Below are 17751 nucleotides of genomic sequence, written 5' to 3' on the forward strand. Positions count from 1 at the left end.
TTAAAAGCTTAAAAACCAGCTTTACTATTTGCTTCCTAGTTGCTCTGCAATTACATCAAACATTTTTTTTACTTCGATTGGTTTTGCTATGTAGCCTTGCATACCTGACTGCTTTGCTTTATTTAAATCAGCTGCCATCGTGTTAGCAGTCATCGCGATGATTGGGATAGTAGCATATTTAGGCTGCTTTCTAATTTCAATTGCTGCAGTGTAACCGTCCATATTAGGCATTTGGCAATCCATCAAAATACAGTCGTAATCAGCAGCTTGAATAGCTTTTAGTGCCTCAAGACCATCACATGCAATTTCCACTATAAAGCCATTTTTGCGCAGTATTTGTGAGGCCACTTGTTGGTTTAATGGATTGTCTTCCACCAGTAAAATTTTAGCACCCAGAAGATCTTTTAAGCAGGTGTTATCAGCTTGACTGCTTTTCTTTCTAGACATGCCCATCACATGCTCAAGTGTTTTGTTTAAATTGCCTTTGATAATAGGTTTTAACAACAGTTCGTCAGCACTTTTGTTAAAATTAACAAGACAATCTTTTACTTGTTTGTTTTCAAATGAAGTGAGGATTATGAGCTTTTTAATATTAATAGACAGTTGTGATTTAAGTTTTATGAGCCTTGTATTTTCTGGTTGGTTGAGAATATGCCAGTCAATAAAAATAAAATCGTAGTTATCTAAAATATTAGGCGTTGTCAGTTTCTTATCGTGAAAACTTATTGTATCTGTGGTGATATTTAATTTATTGAGCATGTCGTAAAGAATGGCTTCGCTCACGTTAAGCTGCTCAATAATAAGTGCGCGTTTGTGTTTATAAATAGGGTGAGTGCTTATAGTTTGTATTAATGGCTGACCTAGAGACACATCAAACCCAAAACAACTCCCTTTATTTATGTGACTTTCAACACGTATTTCACTTCCCATTAACTCAACAATCTTCTTGCTGATAACAAGCCCTAACCCGGTTCCGCCAAACTTTCTAGTTGTCGATATATCAGCTTGTGAAAAAGGTTTAAATAAAGACTCTATTTGCTCTTTACTCATACCAATGCCACGATCTAAAACTTTAAAATTAATATCAATACTGTCTTTGTTTTGACCTAACACCGTTAGTTTAAGTGTTACATTGTTTCCATTAGAAAACTTAATTGCATTACTTAATAAATTGAGCAAAACCTGATTAAGTCTTAATGCGTCGCCAATGATAAAATCGGGAACGGCATCATCGATCTCAAAATTGACTTCAATATTATTTTTTTCTATCAAACTACTGGCTAAATTAGCAAGGTTAGCTAAAAAATCATTAACGTTTATGGTTTCATTCTCGAGCTCAAGCTTACTAGCTTCTACTTTTGAAAAATCTAGAATGTCGTTGATGATGCCCAGCAATGACTTAGCGGATTGTTGAATTTTTTCGACATAGTCGTATTGTTTGTCATTTAAATCTGTATCTAATGCTAGATAAGCCATGCCAATTATAGCATTCATTGGCGTGCGTATCTCATGGCTCATATTCGCTAAAAACATTGATTTTGCACGATTTGCAGCATCGGCTTCTTCTTTTGCTTTATTTAAAGCACTAGTACGAGCCGCGACTTCTTGCTCAAGTGTTTCAGCTGAATTTTTGAGCGTTTGATTTGCTTGATATAATTCAAATGACTTTTGCTCTAAAAGAGACTCTGCCTCTTTTCGAGCACGACGCTCTCGTTCTAAGCGCCTTTTATAAAGCTCCTCATCCATTTCAAGCTACTTTTGTTAACGTGAAGGTGGCTGTTTGATAGCCTGGTTTTATATCGCTTTGGATAGCAATGTCTTCTTTGAAGTGCTCGCACGCTCCTTCAATTAACCCTTCTGCTAAACAAGCAAATGGGTTACCTGAACGATAAATCATCTGCATTTTTGATGGGCTGATACGAATTGTTTCAAAATTAGGTAGCTCAGTGTCGTTATATAGTTTCTTTACTTCGATATGAACATGACGGTCGATTGTGTCAAGAAAATCAAATGTGTTAGTTACCGAATCAAAAAAGTGTGGGAAAAGGATAAAAAATCGATTTAGTAAATACTTTCCATAGGCATGAACTAGTTCATCAACTGGGGTATTTATGTGATTACTCAAAGAGGTTACGAGCATTATGAGTTCTTTATTGTCGTAATTACCTACGCTGGTATAGGCGCCATCGGAAGATAGTGAATTTTCTTCTATTATTTTATCAGCTACTTCATAGGAAAATTCATTTTCGACCATCTCTAGAAACTCGGTAAAGACTATGCCTTTCATATAAATGCTCTTTGAACTGTATTAATTAAAGTGTAGATAGAATCGTAAAAAATACAATAATAGGGCTCACCTTTAAAAGAGGTAGCTGAGGTGCTTACCTGTTGCTTAATTTATTCGTTAATAATTGTGCTAGTTTACTGTCCAAATACATACTGGTGAATAGTAGAGCCAATGAGATGAGCGGAATAAAAATTAAAGACGTCACTACACTTCCGCGAATTACCACATTTAAGATTATTGGCATTAAAATAATGGTAATCGCTATTACGCGAAAAGTGAGCTGTATGACCTTGGCGAGCATGATTTATCATTCCATTTGCGTCTAATTGCGCTCATTTTAGAAACAAATGATAAGTCTGACAAAAGGATAATATTCACGCTAAGGGTGAATGCTATTCACCCTTACTGGAGATAAGGTCCGATTTTTTTAGCCAATTAATAAAACATTTTATATCGTGACGCTCGGCGTCTTCAGGGCGGTACACCGCATATAATGATTTTGCGTAAGGCATGGAATTTTGGAACGGCGTTACAATGACCCCTCTGCTTAAGGGAATATTTTCAATTGGAAACATCGCTAATGCCATTCCTAGCCCCTGTGCGGCAGCATTGATTGCTGAGTCGTAATCGTTAAAGCTCAGTGAGCGTTTATTTTCTTTTAGATTTAACCCTACATATTTTGCCCAATATGACCAGGCGTCGTCGACATAGGTGAAGTCAACTAATGGTAGGTGGCTTATATCTTTGAGTAAATGGGGTTTGTGTTCATTTGCAAAAGTAGGTGAGCATACCGCTGAGATTTGAATGTCAGTTAATTTATGAACAATACTGTTTGGCCAGTTTCCATCACCTAATCTAATAGCTAAATCAATATCTTCGTATTGCAAATCAGATACTTTGTTGCCGATTTCGATTCTTATCTCAATGTCAGGGTGAGCCGCTTGGAATGCACCGAGTTGAGGGATGAGCATATTGGTGGCTAAGGTTGTAAAACATGAAATTTTAAGGGTGGGTGATGCAAAGCGTTGTTGTAGTTTTTTTGTGCCTTGTTCAAATTGGCCTAAGCCTTTTTGAATATATTGTAGGTAGATTCTGCCAGCATTATTTACCGCGACGCCTCGACTTTTACGTTGAAATAAATCAAACCCTAAATGTGACTCTAAGGCCTTAATTTGGTGGCTGACTGCTGAAGGGGTTATGTAAAGCTCCTCACTAGCGGCTTTAAAGCTTTCTAATCTTGCAGCGGCTTCAAAAATACTAAGCAAGTGTAGTGGGGGGTATTTAAGTTTCATTAATTCATTGCCGAACTATCGTTTAATAAATGATAAATTAAAAACAAGAATAGGTGAATAAAATTCAATATTTATTAAGCACTATTAAAATGAAGGGGATACGTTGTCACTCTTGTGTATGAAAATAGCAGCAACTGATGCTTTATTTAAGCTTTGTTCAATCATCGCTTAAATTTCTTAACTTCAATTTTTGGTTAACACTGCGCTATACATTGAGTATGGATATGGCCAGTTGGCATACCCGGTTTATTTCATCGATCGCCAAGCAAATGTAGAAGCGGCTACAATCACCGAGACGGCGATACCTAAATAAAGAGTCTCAATAGTACCGCCAAATTCTACAGCATGTTCTAAAAATAGAATGACTAGCACAACGGATGTAACTTGCACTAAAGTGATTTTTAAGTCATGAAAGTCTTCAATATGAAAAGCGGCAAGAAACTGGCTTTTATGCGGCCTATTTGGCGTGATAAACAAGCGATATAAACTAATCGTTATTACTTGAAGTGTAATACCGATTAGCAATAAGTCTAAAACCTTTAATAGCTCTACAATAAGCTCTTTGCCACCTTTTGCGGAGTCAGGTAAATTAAAAATTGTTGCTTTGACAAGATGAAATACGATATTGATGCATGAAATGTAGACAAGAAATGCAGAAATGGCAGCAGTTAGTACTGCGATAAGGACAAGAAAACGGCTGTTTTGAAAAATGCGTTCCATGATTACTCACTTTAAATCATAACAATACTCTTAGTAAGCATACAGTAAATTGGCGACCTTACTCGATTTTTTCGGTTTATATTTAAAAGGGAAAGGGGGCACCTTTCCTCTTTTTATGATAGTTGCCGCTTATGGTATGGCGCTATAATGCAGTTAAACTCATTTCTAGCATTGTTTGTATTTGTTGTACTATTTTAGCTTCAGTTTTAGGCTCAAACTGCGCAATGCGGGGGGTGTGGATATGCCCAGTTGGAATATCTGAATTAAGTTCATTGCGTAGGCGAATGCTGCGGTACGAAATTTCGTTAGATAGATAACCGCCGCCACCTCCCTTCACAGCCGTTGCGCCTTCAAGCTCTTTTAAAGACTTAGGCTCAAAGGCTTTTTCAAGAGTGACTACTTTGTGATTATCATTGATCGGGAAAGGACCAGCTGCTTTTTGCATTTGTTTTACCGGTAGACTAAATTCCACAAACTCATTACCAGGCAGGGGGCGATCATTTAAACTCGATATTTTTGGATCTGTGGCCGTACCACCATAAACAATGTTGGCATTATCAGGCGCTGTTACACTGCGGCGTTTTCCTGGGAAGCGCTCTAGGTCAAAGTCTTTACCGCCCATGCTAACCGTAACAACCATATCAACATTGTTTAATGCGTAGTAAGGCGCAAGCAATTGTTCAATAATACCTTGATCAAAGTCGGTATAACGAACCGGTACCATAACCGTATTTATCTCAGCCGTTACACCTTTATATTTAATGACTTGCCCATCTAATAATAGGGCAGCGACACCTGAGGGGTTACTTTGATTAATATGTCTATCAAGCAGAAATGGGTCAAAGCCTGTTAGTAGAATTTTTTTGTCGGTATTTTTAGTATAAGCAAGCTCAGTGCGACCCCGACTACCGTTTTCTAGCATCGTTAGAAGTGCTGACTGCTCTGCATCGGTCATAACAAAGCCTGGTTTACTAGCGCGTATAACTTTACTTGATTGCAAGCGAGCCCAGTATAGCTCGCGGTCGTCAAAACTGTTGGATTTGACTATGCGTTGTTTAGCATCGCGCCAGAGCTGCTTTGCGTAGCTATTAATTAAATCGGTTGCTTGCTGATAACTACTGACACTTTGCCATGATTCTTTTAGCGAAGCGACGTCGTCAGAAAACGCAGTAACTACATTTGGCATAGCCGCTGTGGCTTTTTCAATTCGCAGCTCTTCCGTTGTTAAGTTTGCTGCAAGGGCATTAAACGATGAAGCGATTATGCCGGTAGCAAGTAAAACGTTTTTCATGAGTATCCTATTTAGTTACAGCTTATTTGTAGGCTAGGGTTACTATCCTATGGATAAAAGGTTAGCGCAAATAAAATCGATTAGTATCAATACAACTTTAATTAACAGGAGGTTTAAACTTTTTATTTTTTTCTTTCGTCTAAGTTATTTTAAATTGGACAAAATAAATGAAAATGTATTGTTTGATCACCACGCTGTTTTTTATTGGTGCCTCTAGCGTAACTGCACAACCTGAAGTGGATTGCAGTGTTTACAGCTCCCAAGAGAGCACGCCCTATATATTACCCTTTAAGCCAGGAACTGAGCATGAGGTTGTTGTATCGACTGGGCATTACCGAAAATCAAACCATGGAGTTGGTTTATATGCGCTCGATTTTATTATGCCAATCGGCACACCCATTGTTGCAGCAAGAGCAGGTCACGTGGTTGCATTGCGTGAACAGTTTCATGATGGTAATGGTCAAGATTTGCATGAAAACTTTGTATTTATACAGCATGATGATGACACAATAGCACGATATATACACCTTACTCATAATGGCGTATTGGTTGAAATGGGTGAGCAAGTTAATGCAGGGCAGCTGATTGCTAAAAGTGGTGATACCGGCCAAACTGGCGGGCATCATTTGCATTTTGATGTGCAGCAATGTGGCCCCAATTTACCACCGAAGTATAACCAGCTACCTTGTGGACAAACAGTGCCTGTCACGTTTAAAAATACGCATCCCCACCAATGTGGGCTTGAGGAAGGTATGCGTTATCGCGCGCTATAATATGGTGATTAGAGTGCGAATTAAGTAACTCGTATTTATCAAATATTTCATAACTGGTATTCTATGCTCATTAATTTGTTAAAGAGTAAACAGTATGATTAACGATAACGATGTCATTGACACCCTTGAGGAGCTCGACGCATTTATCCGTTTAGTTGAGAGCGGAGGCTTAGGTTTAAAGAATGTTTCAGGCTTGGCTTTGGCAACCCACAACAGTAATAAACGTCCATTTATCGCCGTGCTTGATGATGAGCATAAATTATTGTTGGGCCGTTGGGTTACGCAAGAAGTATATGAAAACGGTAAAGATCTAGTGCGTGGTGGTTCTAAAAAACCCCATTAGTCACATTATCTGCAGGCTTTTATACACATAGTTTATCAAAATGACCCAGTGCTAAATAATGGCAGTGGGTCGGCCTTACCTTCTTCTTACTCACTTTTCGAAATTGTTGTTATTTTATGAGTGTCGTTACTTTTTTAATCTAATTTTAATCTTCCCTATAAGTATTTTTTAGATACTTTCAATAACATGGGTTTATGAACTTTTTAAAGGCATAAACAACATGAAACAAACGATGATTTCAAAGTGTGTAACAATTATTGGTTTTGGTGCACTAGCTCTAACAAGTGATGTAATAAATGCAAAAGCAGTGAGTGATAGCGTTATTCAAGCACAACGGGTCGCGCTTGAAAAAAACACTCATGCTCAAGGCTACGGGCCTCAATCTCCACGCGACATTGACCAAGCTTATGGTACTAACCTTCGCAGCTTTGGTACTGCTCCAAATCGCGGTAACCTCAATTTATGTAATATTCACTTTCATAAAAATGCAGAGCATAAAGGGGGAGAATTTACCACGTTTGCAGGCAATGGTGATGGCAAAGGACACAACACTGGGTACATTTATGATGGCCAGTTATCGGCTTCACAGTTACAACCTGTAGAAGTCAAGGTGTGTTCAGCGAAAGGAAGTTCGTTGAATGTAGGGGACACACTTGAGGTGCATTTTGTTTATTCATCAGCACAAGTTAAACCTGGGCCTACACTCGGTGCATGTTTAGCTGATAGTACGATGAACCCAAGCTTACGTGTTGAAGGGCAGGTGATTGTATTAGCGAATGATAAAAATGCGGTTAACTTTTCAAAGCTCACTCACATCGAAAAAGTAAATGGTTTTTATCAAGCGCCAAATATACCAACTAATACCGGTAACCCCATTGAGTATTTAGGTTCCACAACAGGCCCTGGGTATAATGAAAAAGCGTCGCCATTACAAGTTAGCTGGAGTGTTAGGCCTGAAGTTGCTGTGGTAAATATCAATAGTGTTGGCCAATGGTGTAACGACAATGTATTTAAAGAAGATCACGCCCATGGTGTTCGTAACCTAGTACAAAACCCAAAACTACTATCGCCGATTAGCAAGTAAAATAATTTTGGCGCGAGTTATTTTCTCGCGCTATTTTAAGCTCATTCTATACCCGTTGCCGCGTAAAGTTTGAATTGTAAGATTAGGCTCACTCTCAATTTTTTTTCTTAACTTACTCACATACACATCTACGATATTGGTATTAGGCTCATTATAAGTTTGCCAGACACGGCTTAATATTCGCTCTCTTGACAATACCTTGTCTTGGTTTTCGACAAAATAAAGTAGTAATTCGAATTCAATTTTTGTCAGTGTTAACTCAGTCTCATTGAGCAATGCAATTCTTTGCTGAGTTAGTAAAGCCAAGGAGCCGATAGCGGTTGACGCTTGATGATCCGAATGTGCAGTATTCATACGACGTTTTAATGCGATAACACGTGCTAAAAGTTCATCAAAGTCAAAGGGTTTGCAAAGGTAATCATCAGCACCCATTTCCAGCCCTTTAACACGCTCTGTTACTTCATCCAATGCTGTTAACATAAGCACCATAGGTGGGTGGGAAAGGGTTTTTATCGCTTCGAGAATGGACAAACTATCTTGCGAGCCAAAGAGCCTGTCGAGTATTACAACGTGAGGTGAATGCTTTTTAATATATGGCAGCACTTCGTGTAACTCGTTTAAGGTGCTGCAATCGTAGCCTTCAGCACGCAGGCCACGTGATAAAAAGTTTAATAGAGGTAATTCATCGTCTGCAAGTAAGATGTTCATCATGGCTGTCCAGCTGGTAAAGAAATTGAAAATACAGAGCCTTGCCCTTGGGTTGAGGTAACATTAATAGTACCGCTATGTGCTTCTATAATTGCTTTTGCAATAGGGAGCCCTAACCCGAGTCCTTCATTGTGTTTGCTAAAACGTACGAAACGCTCAAAAATATTATCAACCTCAGCAGCAGAAATTCCTTCACCATGATCCTCTATAGAAACAGTGACTAATGACTGTGTTATTGTGAGGCTAATCTCTATGGGTTGCTCTGAGCTTGAATATTTAACAGCATTATCAAATAAAATAGCCAGCACTTGCTGTATGCGTTGGGCATCAATAGTGACAACAGCATGGTTTAAATTTGACTGGGTTATATAGGTAATACTTCGAGTTGGGTTTAGTTTTTGCCATTTGGTGACTTCAGTTTTTATTAGCGGCACTATCTTAGTGGGGGAGACTTCTAGATTTATTTGATTCATTTCTGCCCGTGTTAAGAGTAATAAATCATCCACTAAACGGCTTAAGCTAATGGCTTGTCCGAGTATAGAGTTGAGTGTTTGATTATAATCATCTACGGACACTGATTTCATTCTAAGTGTAACTTGTGCTTCGCCTCGTATAATGGTTAATGGCGTACGCAATTCATGAGACACATCAGCAATAAATTGGCGACGACGGGAGTCTATTTTAGTCAATAACAGGTTAGCTTCTGTTAATTCGCTCGTACGTTGCTTAACTTCAAGCTCCAGCTGCTTTCTTGATTGAACAGCATTGTTTTCATGTTGTTGCAGGCGCAACGCAAGTTGATTAATTGACGTTGCGAGCTCTTCAAACTCATCGTCTAGTTTTACCGATATGGGTTTGTGGTAGTGCCCCATTGCTATCGAGTTGGTGGCATTTGCTATTAAAATAAGCGGTTGATAAAGTTGATTAAAAAGCCAGTAACAGCCATATAAAATAAGTGGGATTGAAAGGCCTCCTAAGCCAATCGCAAACCAAAATATGGTGGTGTTAAGCATATCCATTTTAGCGTTAATTGCTGCAACGACGCGAGTCTGACGTGCAACTGCAGAGTTAATCGCTTCTCTGAACTGATCATCTATCGTGACTTCTAATAATCGTTTTAACTTGGCCTGCTGATTGAGAGGGGCTGTATTTTTGCTGCTAACAACAGCCCTAAATTCAACGGTGATCTCATCAATCATTCGAACAAGTTCATCAGTGTCTTCAATACTGCCTTTTGTAAAGGAGATACCTAATGCTTTACGCTGTTCTATTTCTAGCTTTTTTATTTGATTTAGTGATTGTTGAATAAGATTTTGTTTTTTACGAACATACGCTTGATTGGCATTTTGACCGAAAATAATTTCATCTGTTAGCTGCTTAAATAATCGGTATGAGATACTCGATAACTTTTCATGCTCCACCAATAATGAATGTGCAATATTGCTTTGCAGTAAATTTTCACGTGTAAGGTGGGATGATATTGCGGTGCTTAGTAGTGCTAAAAACAAGAAAAAGGCGGTTGTCAGGCCAAAATAAAACAGTTTGCGTTTATACATAATAATTACTAATTCAAAAAGTCGATTAAGGGTACATGTAAGGCTTTTGCTAAGCAATAAAACAAAGAGCACAGGTTAATCAGCTCTGTAAAAAAGTTCACTCATTCACCTCAATAGACAAAACCATGATGAGCTATTACCATAAGCAAAAATTTATTTATGCGTGCTAATTATGTCTCTACCTTCTTGTCCTAAATGTCAGTCTGACTATGTTTATGAAGATCAAACTCTATTAATTTGTCCTGAATGTGCGTTTGAGTGGGATCCCACTCAAAATGACGACGATGATGCTGTTAAAGTTAAAGACGCCAATGGAACACTGTTAGCTGAGGGTGACAAAGTGACTGTGGTTAAAGACTTGAAAATAAAAGGCAGCTCTCAGGTAATTAAAATTGGTACTAAAGCCGTGATCCGCTGGATTAAAGACACAAAAGATCATGAGCTTGACTGTAAAGTGGATGGCGTTGGTGAAATGATGGTAACTGCTAAGTTTGTAAAAAAAGCTTGATAAGACAGACGCTGTGTAATTAGAGTTTTGTTGTATAAAACGAGTAAAGACTGATAAGCGTATAAACTTAATTTACTATCAAAGGCATGCCAATGAACCAAATAAATCCTCGCAAATTATTACGCAGTAAGTGGACAGCAGTATCACCGATCAATAAAGAAAAACACTTTATAATTACCGACATTGAATTTGATGAAGAGGGTGTGGTCATCCATTGTGAAATAGAAGCTGTAATGTCAAAACGAACTCAATTAATTGATTGGCGACAGCTTAAAGAGCAAGACGTGTGGCTCCAAGGGTGGAAATAAAAATCGGCGAGTGTGTTATTATTTCATTTCTACAATAAAGGGTCTTTAAAATGATGAATACAAAGCTGTATAAACGTGTACTAAATCTTGCTGGCGATCTTGTTCATGCTGCGCAGAGAAAAGATCAAAAGAAATTTGACGCGCTTTACAATGATCTCAAAGCCCTGTGTATAGAAAACGATAACACAGAAAAAGATCATCCAGTGCAGTGGGAAACGTTAGCTGATTTTACTGACGAATTCAGTGATGCCATTACGCTATACGAAAAAGCACTGGCTAAAGCATCAGCTATTAATGCTAAAGATTACATGTCATCAATAGGTTACTCATTAGCAACTATGCATGTAGAATTAGGCCAACAACCGCAAGCTATTAAAGCGCTTGAAGCAGCCAAGGTGAGTGCGAATAAAATTGCAGATAAAGAACTCAAAGCGGAAATTGAAGACTTATTAGCTGACTTAAAAGGCCCAAGGAATAAGTGATGAAAAAAGTGTTGGTGGTGTGTTTAGGTAATATTTGTCGCTCACCCACAGCAGAAGCTGTTTTAAAGGCAAAAGTGGCTAAGCGTAAAGTCGCTGTAGAGGTCGATTCCGCTGGCACTATCGGTTACCACGCAGGTAATCCACCTGATAAGCGTTCACAGGCCGCAGGGTTAAAGCGTGGTTACAGCTTTAACGGTATGAAATCGCGCCAAGTTAGCCTTCACGACTTTGACTATTTTGATTTAATACTGGCGGCAGATAAATCTAACTTGGCTGATTTGACCGCGCTTTGCCCATCCCATTTACAGTATAAGTTAGCCTTGTTTTTAAGTTACGGTAATTCAGTGACTGACGAAATTCCAGACCCTTATTACGGCGGAGAAAATGGCTTTGAGCATGTAGTTGATTTAATTGAAGAGGCGAGCGAAGCGATTCTCGATACTTTATAAAATAGCCCATAACAGGGCTATTTTTGATTAATAAGGTGTTTAACGTATTTTAAAATCAAGTTGCACCTTGGTTTTGGCCAGTACGGCACGGCCATCTTCAAATTTAGGTGCATAACGCCACTTTTCTATGGCTTTTAATGCCTCTTTTTCAAACGCAATTCCACCAACCGATTTTAACACGCTGATGTTTTCTACAAATCCAGTTGGTGTGACATCAAACTCCATTTGTACATAGCCGCTGCGTCCTTGTTTAACTTTACTTAAAGGATAATCAGGGTTTTCTCGATAGAGCGGAGTTTGCTCTTGATTTTCATTCCATGGCACCATTTTAGCAATCGCTATACAGTGCTTGGTAGCTTCTTCACTTTGACCTTTTAGTTCATAAAGGTGAACGAGCTTAGAATGCGCACTGAGCTCTGCTTGATGATCAAAGCTAAGCGCATTATCAAATACGTTTACAATGCGGTTTAAACGTTTAATCGCTTTGTTATATTTCTTTTTTCCTTGTGCAAATGCAGCCACTAAAAAATCAGCTTTGATACGCTCAACTGAGTTTTCAGGTAAATTTTGTGTGTAATATTCATCGGCTTGCTTTAAGTATTTGCGTGCTGTTAGATGTTTTCTGCCAAAGTGTGAATAGGCAAAGTCTTTGGCTGCGGCTAGTTGCAAGTCAGCAGCTAGCTTAAACTGGTTGTTGTGCTTTGCAAGAGCGATTACTTGATCATACAAATCTACTGCATGAGAGGCGGTTGAGGCGCTGTTAGCCATACCTGTTAGCGAATCGACCAAGATTAAACTATTTTCAGAGTGGTTTTTGGCTAATATGTTATAAGCACTTTTAAACAAATCATAACGCTCAACTTTTGACTCTTTACTTTTGTTTTTAAGTGCATTTGCAAAATTAGTCGCAAGGTTTGCTGTGTTATCCGATGTTGGGCCGTATAACTGCTTTCCTAAAGTGTAGGCTTGTTTAGCAAAAGGGTAGGCGTTTTCATCCCCTTGTTGGGCTGTTAAATAATTTTGGTAGGCGGTTTTAAAATCAGCGTTTAAAGTTTCATTTGCCACTGCATAGTTGCTATAAGCTAAACCGAGACACAGCACTAAAGTTGATACCTTCATAATAATCCTTATTACTTTGTGTTGGCGAATACTACCAAATAGGTACGCACGTGTCATTTATGCACAGTAATATTAAATATTAACTGTGGCTTTTAATTCCAACGACGCTCGCATCTTGAGGTTGCTTGGGTATAATACTTGAATTGTAAGTGATAGCCTCAATGTAGTCTTCACTTCATGCGGTGATCATACATCCGTGTCTTTTTTGTGATAGTATCACATTTAATGTATCGCATTTACTTTTATATTTGGATTTGTCGTGGCGCAAGTAAGAGCTAGAGTCCAGCTTAACGTTGGAAAAAACAGTGATATCCCCGCAGAAATAATTTCGTTCAGCGGCTTAAATGATGGGCAAGAGCATGTAGCTTTGGTGTTTAATCGCGCTGATAGTGAGCAAAAAGTGCCGCTTATTCGCATGCATTCAGAGTGTTTAACCGGTGATGTGTTTCATTCATCGCGGTGTGATTGTGGTGAGCAACTCAATGAGTGTATTGAGATGATGCACAATCAAGGAGGGATTTTACTTTATTTACGCCAAGAGGGCCGAGGCATAGGCTTGTATAATAAAATTGATGCTTATGTACTGCAGTCCCAAGGTATGAACACATACGAAGCAAATAATCATTTGGGCTTTGCAGATGATTTACGTGATTTTTCTGATGCTGTTTTAATGCTTGAGGCAATGGGATTGGCCCATGTTAAATTAATGACCAATAACCCGAAAAAGCTAAATGCTTTAAAAGATGCCGGTATTGAAGTTGACGCCGTTATTGGCACTCACGCTCATATCAAAGCGGGTGTAGCAGGTAATAAGTCTTACTTAGAAACAAAAATAAAGCATGGCGCGCACATGTTAGACATAAAGAAGATTAAAAAACCGTAGTTTTGCGGCCTCACCTCTGTAATCCCATCCAGCGCCGAGTTATACTCGGCGTGTTTTGTTTTTAAATTAAGAGCATGTATGTCAATCGAGTTACGAGTATTTAAAGCTGATGCTGGTGTTAAGTGGTTCAAAGCCGGTTGGCTTATTTTTAAAACCCAGCCGCTTACTTTTATATTTATGCATTTATTTATCGGCATAGTTGGGTTGTTATCGCTATTTTTGCCTTTCTTACAAATCATTGCTGCACTGGCAACCCCATTTTTAACCGCGGGCTTCTATCAAGCTGTGTTGACCAAACAGCAAGGCGGCAAAATTATGTTGGCGGATATACTTAAGCCTTTCTCAGCTAAAGGTAACCGCCTTGGACTCCTGCGTTTAGCGCTGTATCAAATGGCAGCTGGAGTACTAATGGCATTACTTGCTAATGGTCTATTTGCAGAAGCGGTTGCTATTATGAGCGATCCGAATGTTGACCCTAATGTTGCATTACAGCAAGTGATTGACAGTATTTCTATGGCCAATATAGCGTTGTTTTTAATCGCTATTTCGTTCTACCTTACTGCGTTTGCCTATGCCGTACCCTTGGTTTACTTTAATCAGCAAAAACGTATTCTTGAAGTGTTAAAAAGCTCGTTAATGGTGTTCTACCATAATGTCGCTGCATTAAGTGTTTATGGTGCTATTTGTGCCGTATTTATTGTTATATCTGCGTTTTTAACTTTTATACCGCTGTTGGTTTTAATGCCAATTTGCTACATTAGCTTTTTTGTATCATACCAAGCTATTTTTATGCCTGTGGTACCACCAACGCAAAGCGAACCAACAGAGCCTACGCAGTCTAATGATACCGGGCGTTTTGACGCTTAATGACGCAGATGGATGACACGCTTAAAAAAAAGCTGAAAAATTACGTACTTTGGTTACTCGGACGACAAGAGTATTCACGGCGTGAATTAACAAAGAAATTACAGCAAAAAGAGGCGACGCCTGAATTTATCGAGGCTTTATTAGATTGGTGTGAAGAGCACAATTTTATAAATGAGCAGCGTTATGTTGAAGGGTTTGTGCGTCGCCATATTGCTAAAAAGCATGGCCTAAAGCGTATACAAAGCGAAGCCATGGCTAAGGGAATTGATAGAGCCTTGCTCAGTACAATTGTTGAAACTATGGAGATAGACTGGTTTCAACTGGCGCAGGAAGCGTATTTAAAAAAGTATTCAAATGCACAGAACGATTTCGATTACAAAGAAAAAGCCAAGCGTACACGCTATTTGATGTATCGAGGGTTCAGTTACGAACAAATAGATTTTGCAATGCAAGCACAGTAAAAATGGGTGAGACTTTCAAATGCAGCACATGACTACCGCACAGATCAGGCAACAGTTTTTAGACTTTTTTGCCGCTAAACAACACCAAATTGTTCCATCAAGCTCGCTGATCCCGGGTAACGATGCGACGTTATTATTTAATAATGCCGGTATGGTGCAATTTAAAGATGTATTTTTAGGCGCAGAAAGCCGTCCTTACAACCGTGCAACCAGCTCGCAACGCTGTGTTCGTGCTGGCGGTAAGCATAACGATTTAGAAAATGTAGGCTATACGGCGCGTCACCACACGTTTTTTGAAATGCTAGGTAACTTTAGCTTTGGTGATTACTTTAAACAAGATGCGATTAAGTTTGCGTGGCAGTTCTTAACTGAAATAGTGAAGCTTCCTCAAGAAAAGCTGCTTGTTACTATTTACCACACAGATGAAGAAGCGTTTGATTATTGGTCAAAAGACATTGGTTTACCAAGCGAGCGTATTATCCGCATTGATACCGCTGATAACTTCTGGTCAATGGGTGATACAGGTCCGTGTGGCCCATGCTCTGAAATATTTTATGACCATGGTGAAGAAATTTGGGGCGGGCCTCCAGGTTCACCTGAAGAAGATGGTGACCGTTTCATCGAGATTTGGAACTTGGTATTTATGCAATATAACCGTCAAAGTGACGGCACTATGGAGCCACTACCAAAGCAGTCTGTTGATACTGGTATGGGACTTGAGCGTATAGCCGCTATTTTGCAAGGTGTGCACTCAAACTACGAAATCGATTTATTCCAGGGTTTAATCAAAGCAGCAGCGGTAGTAACCAATGCTCAAGATATGGATGACAAGTCTCTACGTGTAGTTGCGGATCATATCCGTTCATGTGCTTTTTTAATCTCAGACGGTGTCATGCCATCAAATGAAGGCCGTGGTTATGTGCTGCGCCGTATTATCCGTCGTGCTGTGCGCCATGGTAATAAGTTAGGTGCACAAGGCGCGTTTTTCTATAAGTTAGTTGCTGCTCTAATCGAGCAAATGGGTCAAGCGTACCCTGAGCTTGCTAAGCAACAAGAAATTATTGAAAAAGTATTACGTATCGAAGAAGAACAGTTTGGTAAAACGCTTGAGCGTGGCTTAGCTATTTTAGAAGATAGCTTAGCGAACTTGAGTGGCGATGTGATCCCGGGAGAATTAGTATTCAAACTTTATGATACCTACGGTTTCCCTGCTGATTTAACCGCTGACGTTGCCCGCGAACGTTTTATGACGATTGATGAGCAAGGTTTCCAAGAGTGCATGGATGTGCAGCGTAAAACTGCACAGCAAGCAGGTAAGTTTGGTGCAGATTACAATCAACAATTAAAATCTGATAAACACACTGACTTTAAAGGGTACGATGCGACTCAATACAGTGGCACTGTGATTGAAATGTTTGCCCAAGGTGAGTCTGTTTCAGTTCTCGAAGATGGTCAACAGGGTATTGTTATACTTGATCGTACACCGTTCTATGCCGAGTCAGGCGGCCAGATTGGCGACACAGGCACATTAAAAGTTGCAGGTGGTGAGTTTGCTGTTACCAATACCACTAAACTAGGTAACGCGTTTGCCCATCACGGTACTGTTATTGGGCGTGTAGGTGTTAACGATAAGGTAGAAGCGACAATTGATGACGCACGTCGTGAGCGCGTTAAAAAGAACCATACAGCTACACATATTTTGCATGAAGCATTACGCCAATTGTTGGGTGATCATGTATCGCAAAAAGGCTCTTTAGTTGATCCTGAGCGTTTACGTTTTGACTTCTCGCACTTTGAAGCCGTAACAAAAGATGAGCTTCGTGAAATAGAACGCGTAGTGAACGACGAAATTCGTCGTAACTTTGCGTTAAATACCGAGCTCATGGCTATTGATGATGCTAAAGCAAAAGGTGCGATGGCATTATTTGGTGAAAAATACGATGACGAAGTGCGCGTAGTCACCATTGGTGATTACTCAATTGAACTATGTGGTGGTACTCACGTTAAGCGTGCTGGTGATATTGGTTTATTCAAAATAGTATCAGAGAGTGGCATTGCTGCGGGTGTTCGCCGTATTGAAGCGGTAACAGGTGCTGACGCGATTGCCTACGTTAGCGAGCAAGAACAACACTTAAACGACGTAGCTGCTCTTGTTAAAGGCGACAGCGCATCAGTACTTGAAAAAGTAACTGCTTTACTTGAAAAGTCAAAAGGTCTTGAAAAGCAAATTGCACAGCTAAACGATAAACTAGCCAGTGCCGCAGGCGCATCGCTACTTGATTCTGTTGTTGAAATTAATGGCGTTAAACTGCTTGTTGCGAATGTAGAAGGGACTGAATCTAAAGCCTTACGTGGCATGGTTGATGACCTGAAAAACAAGATTGGCTCAGGTGTTATTGCCCTTGGTGTTGCTGATGGTGCTAAAGTCAGCCTGATTGCGGGTGTTACTAAAGATTTAACCGGCAAAGTTAAAGCTGGAGAACTGGTAAATCACATGGCTTCACAAGTCGGTGGTAAAGGCGGCGGTCGCCCTGATATGGCGCAAGCTGGTGGCTCACAGCCAGAGAACTTAAGCACAGCCTTAGACAGTGTGACAGCTTGGCTTACTGAGCGCGCATAA

At 39.6% G+C, this 17751-nt stretch carries 19 protein-coding genes; 11 read left to right on the forward strand and 8 right to left on the reverse strand.

Annotated features, from left to right (window positions below; genetic code table 11):
* Positions 1–24 precede the first annotated feature (24 nt).
* The 5 genes from C7Y70_RS14815 to C7Y70_RS14835 form a co-directional block, all read right to left on the reverse strand.
* On the reverse strand, positions 25–1746 hold the full coding sequence (locus C7Y70_RS14815) for a response regulator (RefSeq protein ID WP_135475506.1): 1722 nt from the start codon (positions 1744–1746) through the stop codon (positions 25–27).
* A 1-nt stretch (position 1747) separates the two neighbouring features.
* On the reverse strand, positions 1748–2287 hold the full coding sequence (locus C7Y70_RS14820; RefSeq protein WP_135475508.1) for a heme NO-binding domain-containing protein: 540 nt from the start codon (positions 2285–2287) through the stop codon (positions 1748–1750).
* Positions 2288–2679: 392 nt separating this feature from the next.
* Positions 2680–3579: a LysR substrate-binding domain-containing protein gene (locus C7Y70_RS14825; RefSeq protein WP_135475510.1), complete on the reverse strand. Its 900-nt coding sequence runs from the start codon at positions 3577–3579 to the stop codon at positions 2680–2682.
* Positions 3580–3825: 246 nt separating this feature from the next.
* Entirely contained in the window at positions 3826–4299 is a 474-nt protein-coding gene (locus tag C7Y70_RS14830; protein WP_099296383.1) for a YqhA family protein, read from the reverse strand.
* A gap of 142 nt (positions 4300–4441) precedes the next feature.
* Positions 4442–5590, reverse strand: a complete 1149-nt coding sequence (locus tag C7Y70_RS14835) for a hypothetical protein (protein ID WP_135475512.1) — start codon at positions 5588–5590, stop codon at positions 4442–4444.
* A 167-nt stretch (positions 5591–5757) separates the two neighbouring features.
* On the opposite strand from C7Y70_RS14835, the gene C7Y70_RS14840 reads away from it, so the two are divergent.
* The 3 genes from C7Y70_RS14840 to C7Y70_RS14850 all read left to right on the forward strand — a co-directional run bounded on the left by C7Y70_RS14840 (position 5758) and on the right by C7Y70_RS14850 (position 7790).
* Positions 5758–6363, forward strand: coding sequence for a M23 family metallopeptidase (locus C7Y70_RS14840; protein WP_135475514.1), 606 nt, complete (start codon positions 5758–5760; stop codon positions 6361–6363).
* 94 nt (positions 6364–6457) lie between these two features.
* Positions 6458–6706: a hypothetical protein gene (locus C7Y70_RS14845; protein ID WP_099296380.1), complete on the forward strand. Its 249-nt coding sequence runs from the start codon at positions 6458–6460 to the stop codon at positions 6704–6706.
* A gap of 220 nt (positions 6707–6926) precedes the next feature.
* Positions 6927–7790 (forward strand): delta-class carbonic anhydrase, encoded by an 864-nt coding sequence (locus tag C7Y70_RS14850; protein WP_135475516.1) that lies wholly within the window; start codon positions 6927–6929, stop codon positions 7788–7790.
* Between the two features lie 30 nt (positions 7791–7820).
* On the opposite strand, the gene C7Y70_RS14855 is transcribed toward C7Y70_RS14850, so the two are convergent.
* On the reverse strand, positions 7821–8498 hold the full coding sequence (locus tag C7Y70_RS14855; protein WP_135475562.1) for a response regulator transcription factor: 678 nt from the start codon (positions 8496–8498) through the stop codon (positions 7821–7823).
* Positions 8498–10054: a HAMP domain-containing sensor histidine kinase gene (locus tag C7Y70_RS14860; RefSeq protein WP_135475518.1), complete on the reverse strand. Its 1557-nt coding sequence runs from the start codon at positions 10052–10054 to the stop codon at positions 8498–8500. The genes C7Y70_RS14855 and C7Y70_RS14860 overlap by 1 nt, the downstream gene beginning before the upstream one ends.
* A gap of 172 nt (positions 10055–10226) precedes the next feature.
* Between C7Y70_RS14860 and C7Y70_RS14865 the strand changes: the two genes are divergently transcribed.
* The 4 genes from C7Y70_RS14865 to C7Y70_RS14880 all read left to right on the forward strand — a co-directional run bounded on the left by C7Y70_RS14865 (position 10227) and on the right by C7Y70_RS14880 (position 11801).
* Positions 10227–10562 carry a zinc ribbon domain-containing protein YjdM gene (locus C7Y70_RS14865; RefSeq protein WP_099296378.1) on the forward strand — a complete coding sequence of 112 codons (336 nt, stop codon included), beginning with the start codon at positions 10227–10229 and terminating at the stop codon, positions 10560–10562.
* Positions 10563–10654: 92 nt separating this feature from the next.
* Positions 10655–10870 (forward strand): TIGR02450 family Trp-rich protein, encoded by a 216-nt coding sequence (locus tag C7Y70_RS14870; RefSeq protein ID WP_099296377.1) that lies wholly within the window; start codon positions 10655–10657, stop codon positions 10868–10870.
* Between the two features lie 50 nt (positions 10871–10920).
* Positions 10921–11352 carry a tetratricopeptide repeat protein gene (locus C7Y70_RS14875; RefSeq protein ID WP_135475520.1) on the forward strand — a complete coding sequence of 144 codons (432 nt, stop codon included), beginning with the start codon at positions 10921–10923 and terminating at the stop codon, positions 11350–11352.
* Positions 11352–11801: a low molecular weight protein-tyrosine-phosphatase gene (locus C7Y70_RS14880; RefSeq protein WP_135475521.1), complete on the forward strand. Its 450-nt coding sequence runs from the start codon at positions 11352–11354 to the stop codon at positions 11799–11801. Before C7Y70_RS14875 ends, C7Y70_RS14880 begins: the two co-directional genes overlap by 1 nt.
* 39 nt (positions 11802–11840) lie before the next feature.
* Here the strand turns inward: C7Y70_RS14880 and C7Y70_RS14885 are convergent, their stop codons facing one another.
* Positions 11841–12920, reverse strand: coding sequence for an energy transducer TonB (locus tag C7Y70_RS14885; protein WP_135475523.1), 1080 nt, complete (start codon positions 12918–12920; stop codon positions 11841–11843).
* A 259-nt stretch (positions 12921–13179) separates the two neighbouring features.
* Between C7Y70_RS14885 and ribA the strand changes: the two genes are divergently transcribed.
* The 4 genes from ribA (at position 13180) to alaS (ending at position 17751) form a co-directional block, all read left to right on the forward strand.
* Complete coding sequence (ribA, locus tag C7Y70_RS14890; protein WP_099296373.1) at positions 13180–13803, forward strand: GTP cyclohydrolase II; 624 nt, start codon at positions 13180–13182, stop codon at positions 13801–13803.
* A 78-nt stretch (positions 13804–13881) separates the two neighbouring features.
* Positions 13882–14670, forward strand: coding sequence for a BPSS1780 family membrane protein (locus C7Y70_RS14895; protein ID WP_099296372.1), 789 nt, complete (start codon positions 13882–13884; stop codon positions 14668–14670).
* A gap of 8 nt (positions 14671–14678) precedes the next feature.
* Positions 14679–15131: a regulatory protein RecX gene (locus tag C7Y70_RS14900; RefSeq protein ID WP_099296464.1), complete on the forward strand. Its 453-nt coding sequence runs from the start codon at positions 14679–14681 to the stop codon at positions 15129–15131.
* A 19-nt stretch (positions 15132–15150) separates the two neighbouring features.
* A complete protein-coding gene (alaS, locus tag C7Y70_RS14905) occupies positions 15151–17751 on the forward strand; it encodes an alanine--tRNA ligase (RefSeq protein ID WP_135475525.1) in 2601 nt (866 codons plus the stop codon).

It is taken from the genome of Pseudoalteromonas sp. KS88, assembly GCF_004766475.1.
Classification (GTDB): Bacteria; Pseudomonadota; Gammaproteobacteria; order Enterobacterales; family Alteromonadaceae; genus Pseudoalteromonas.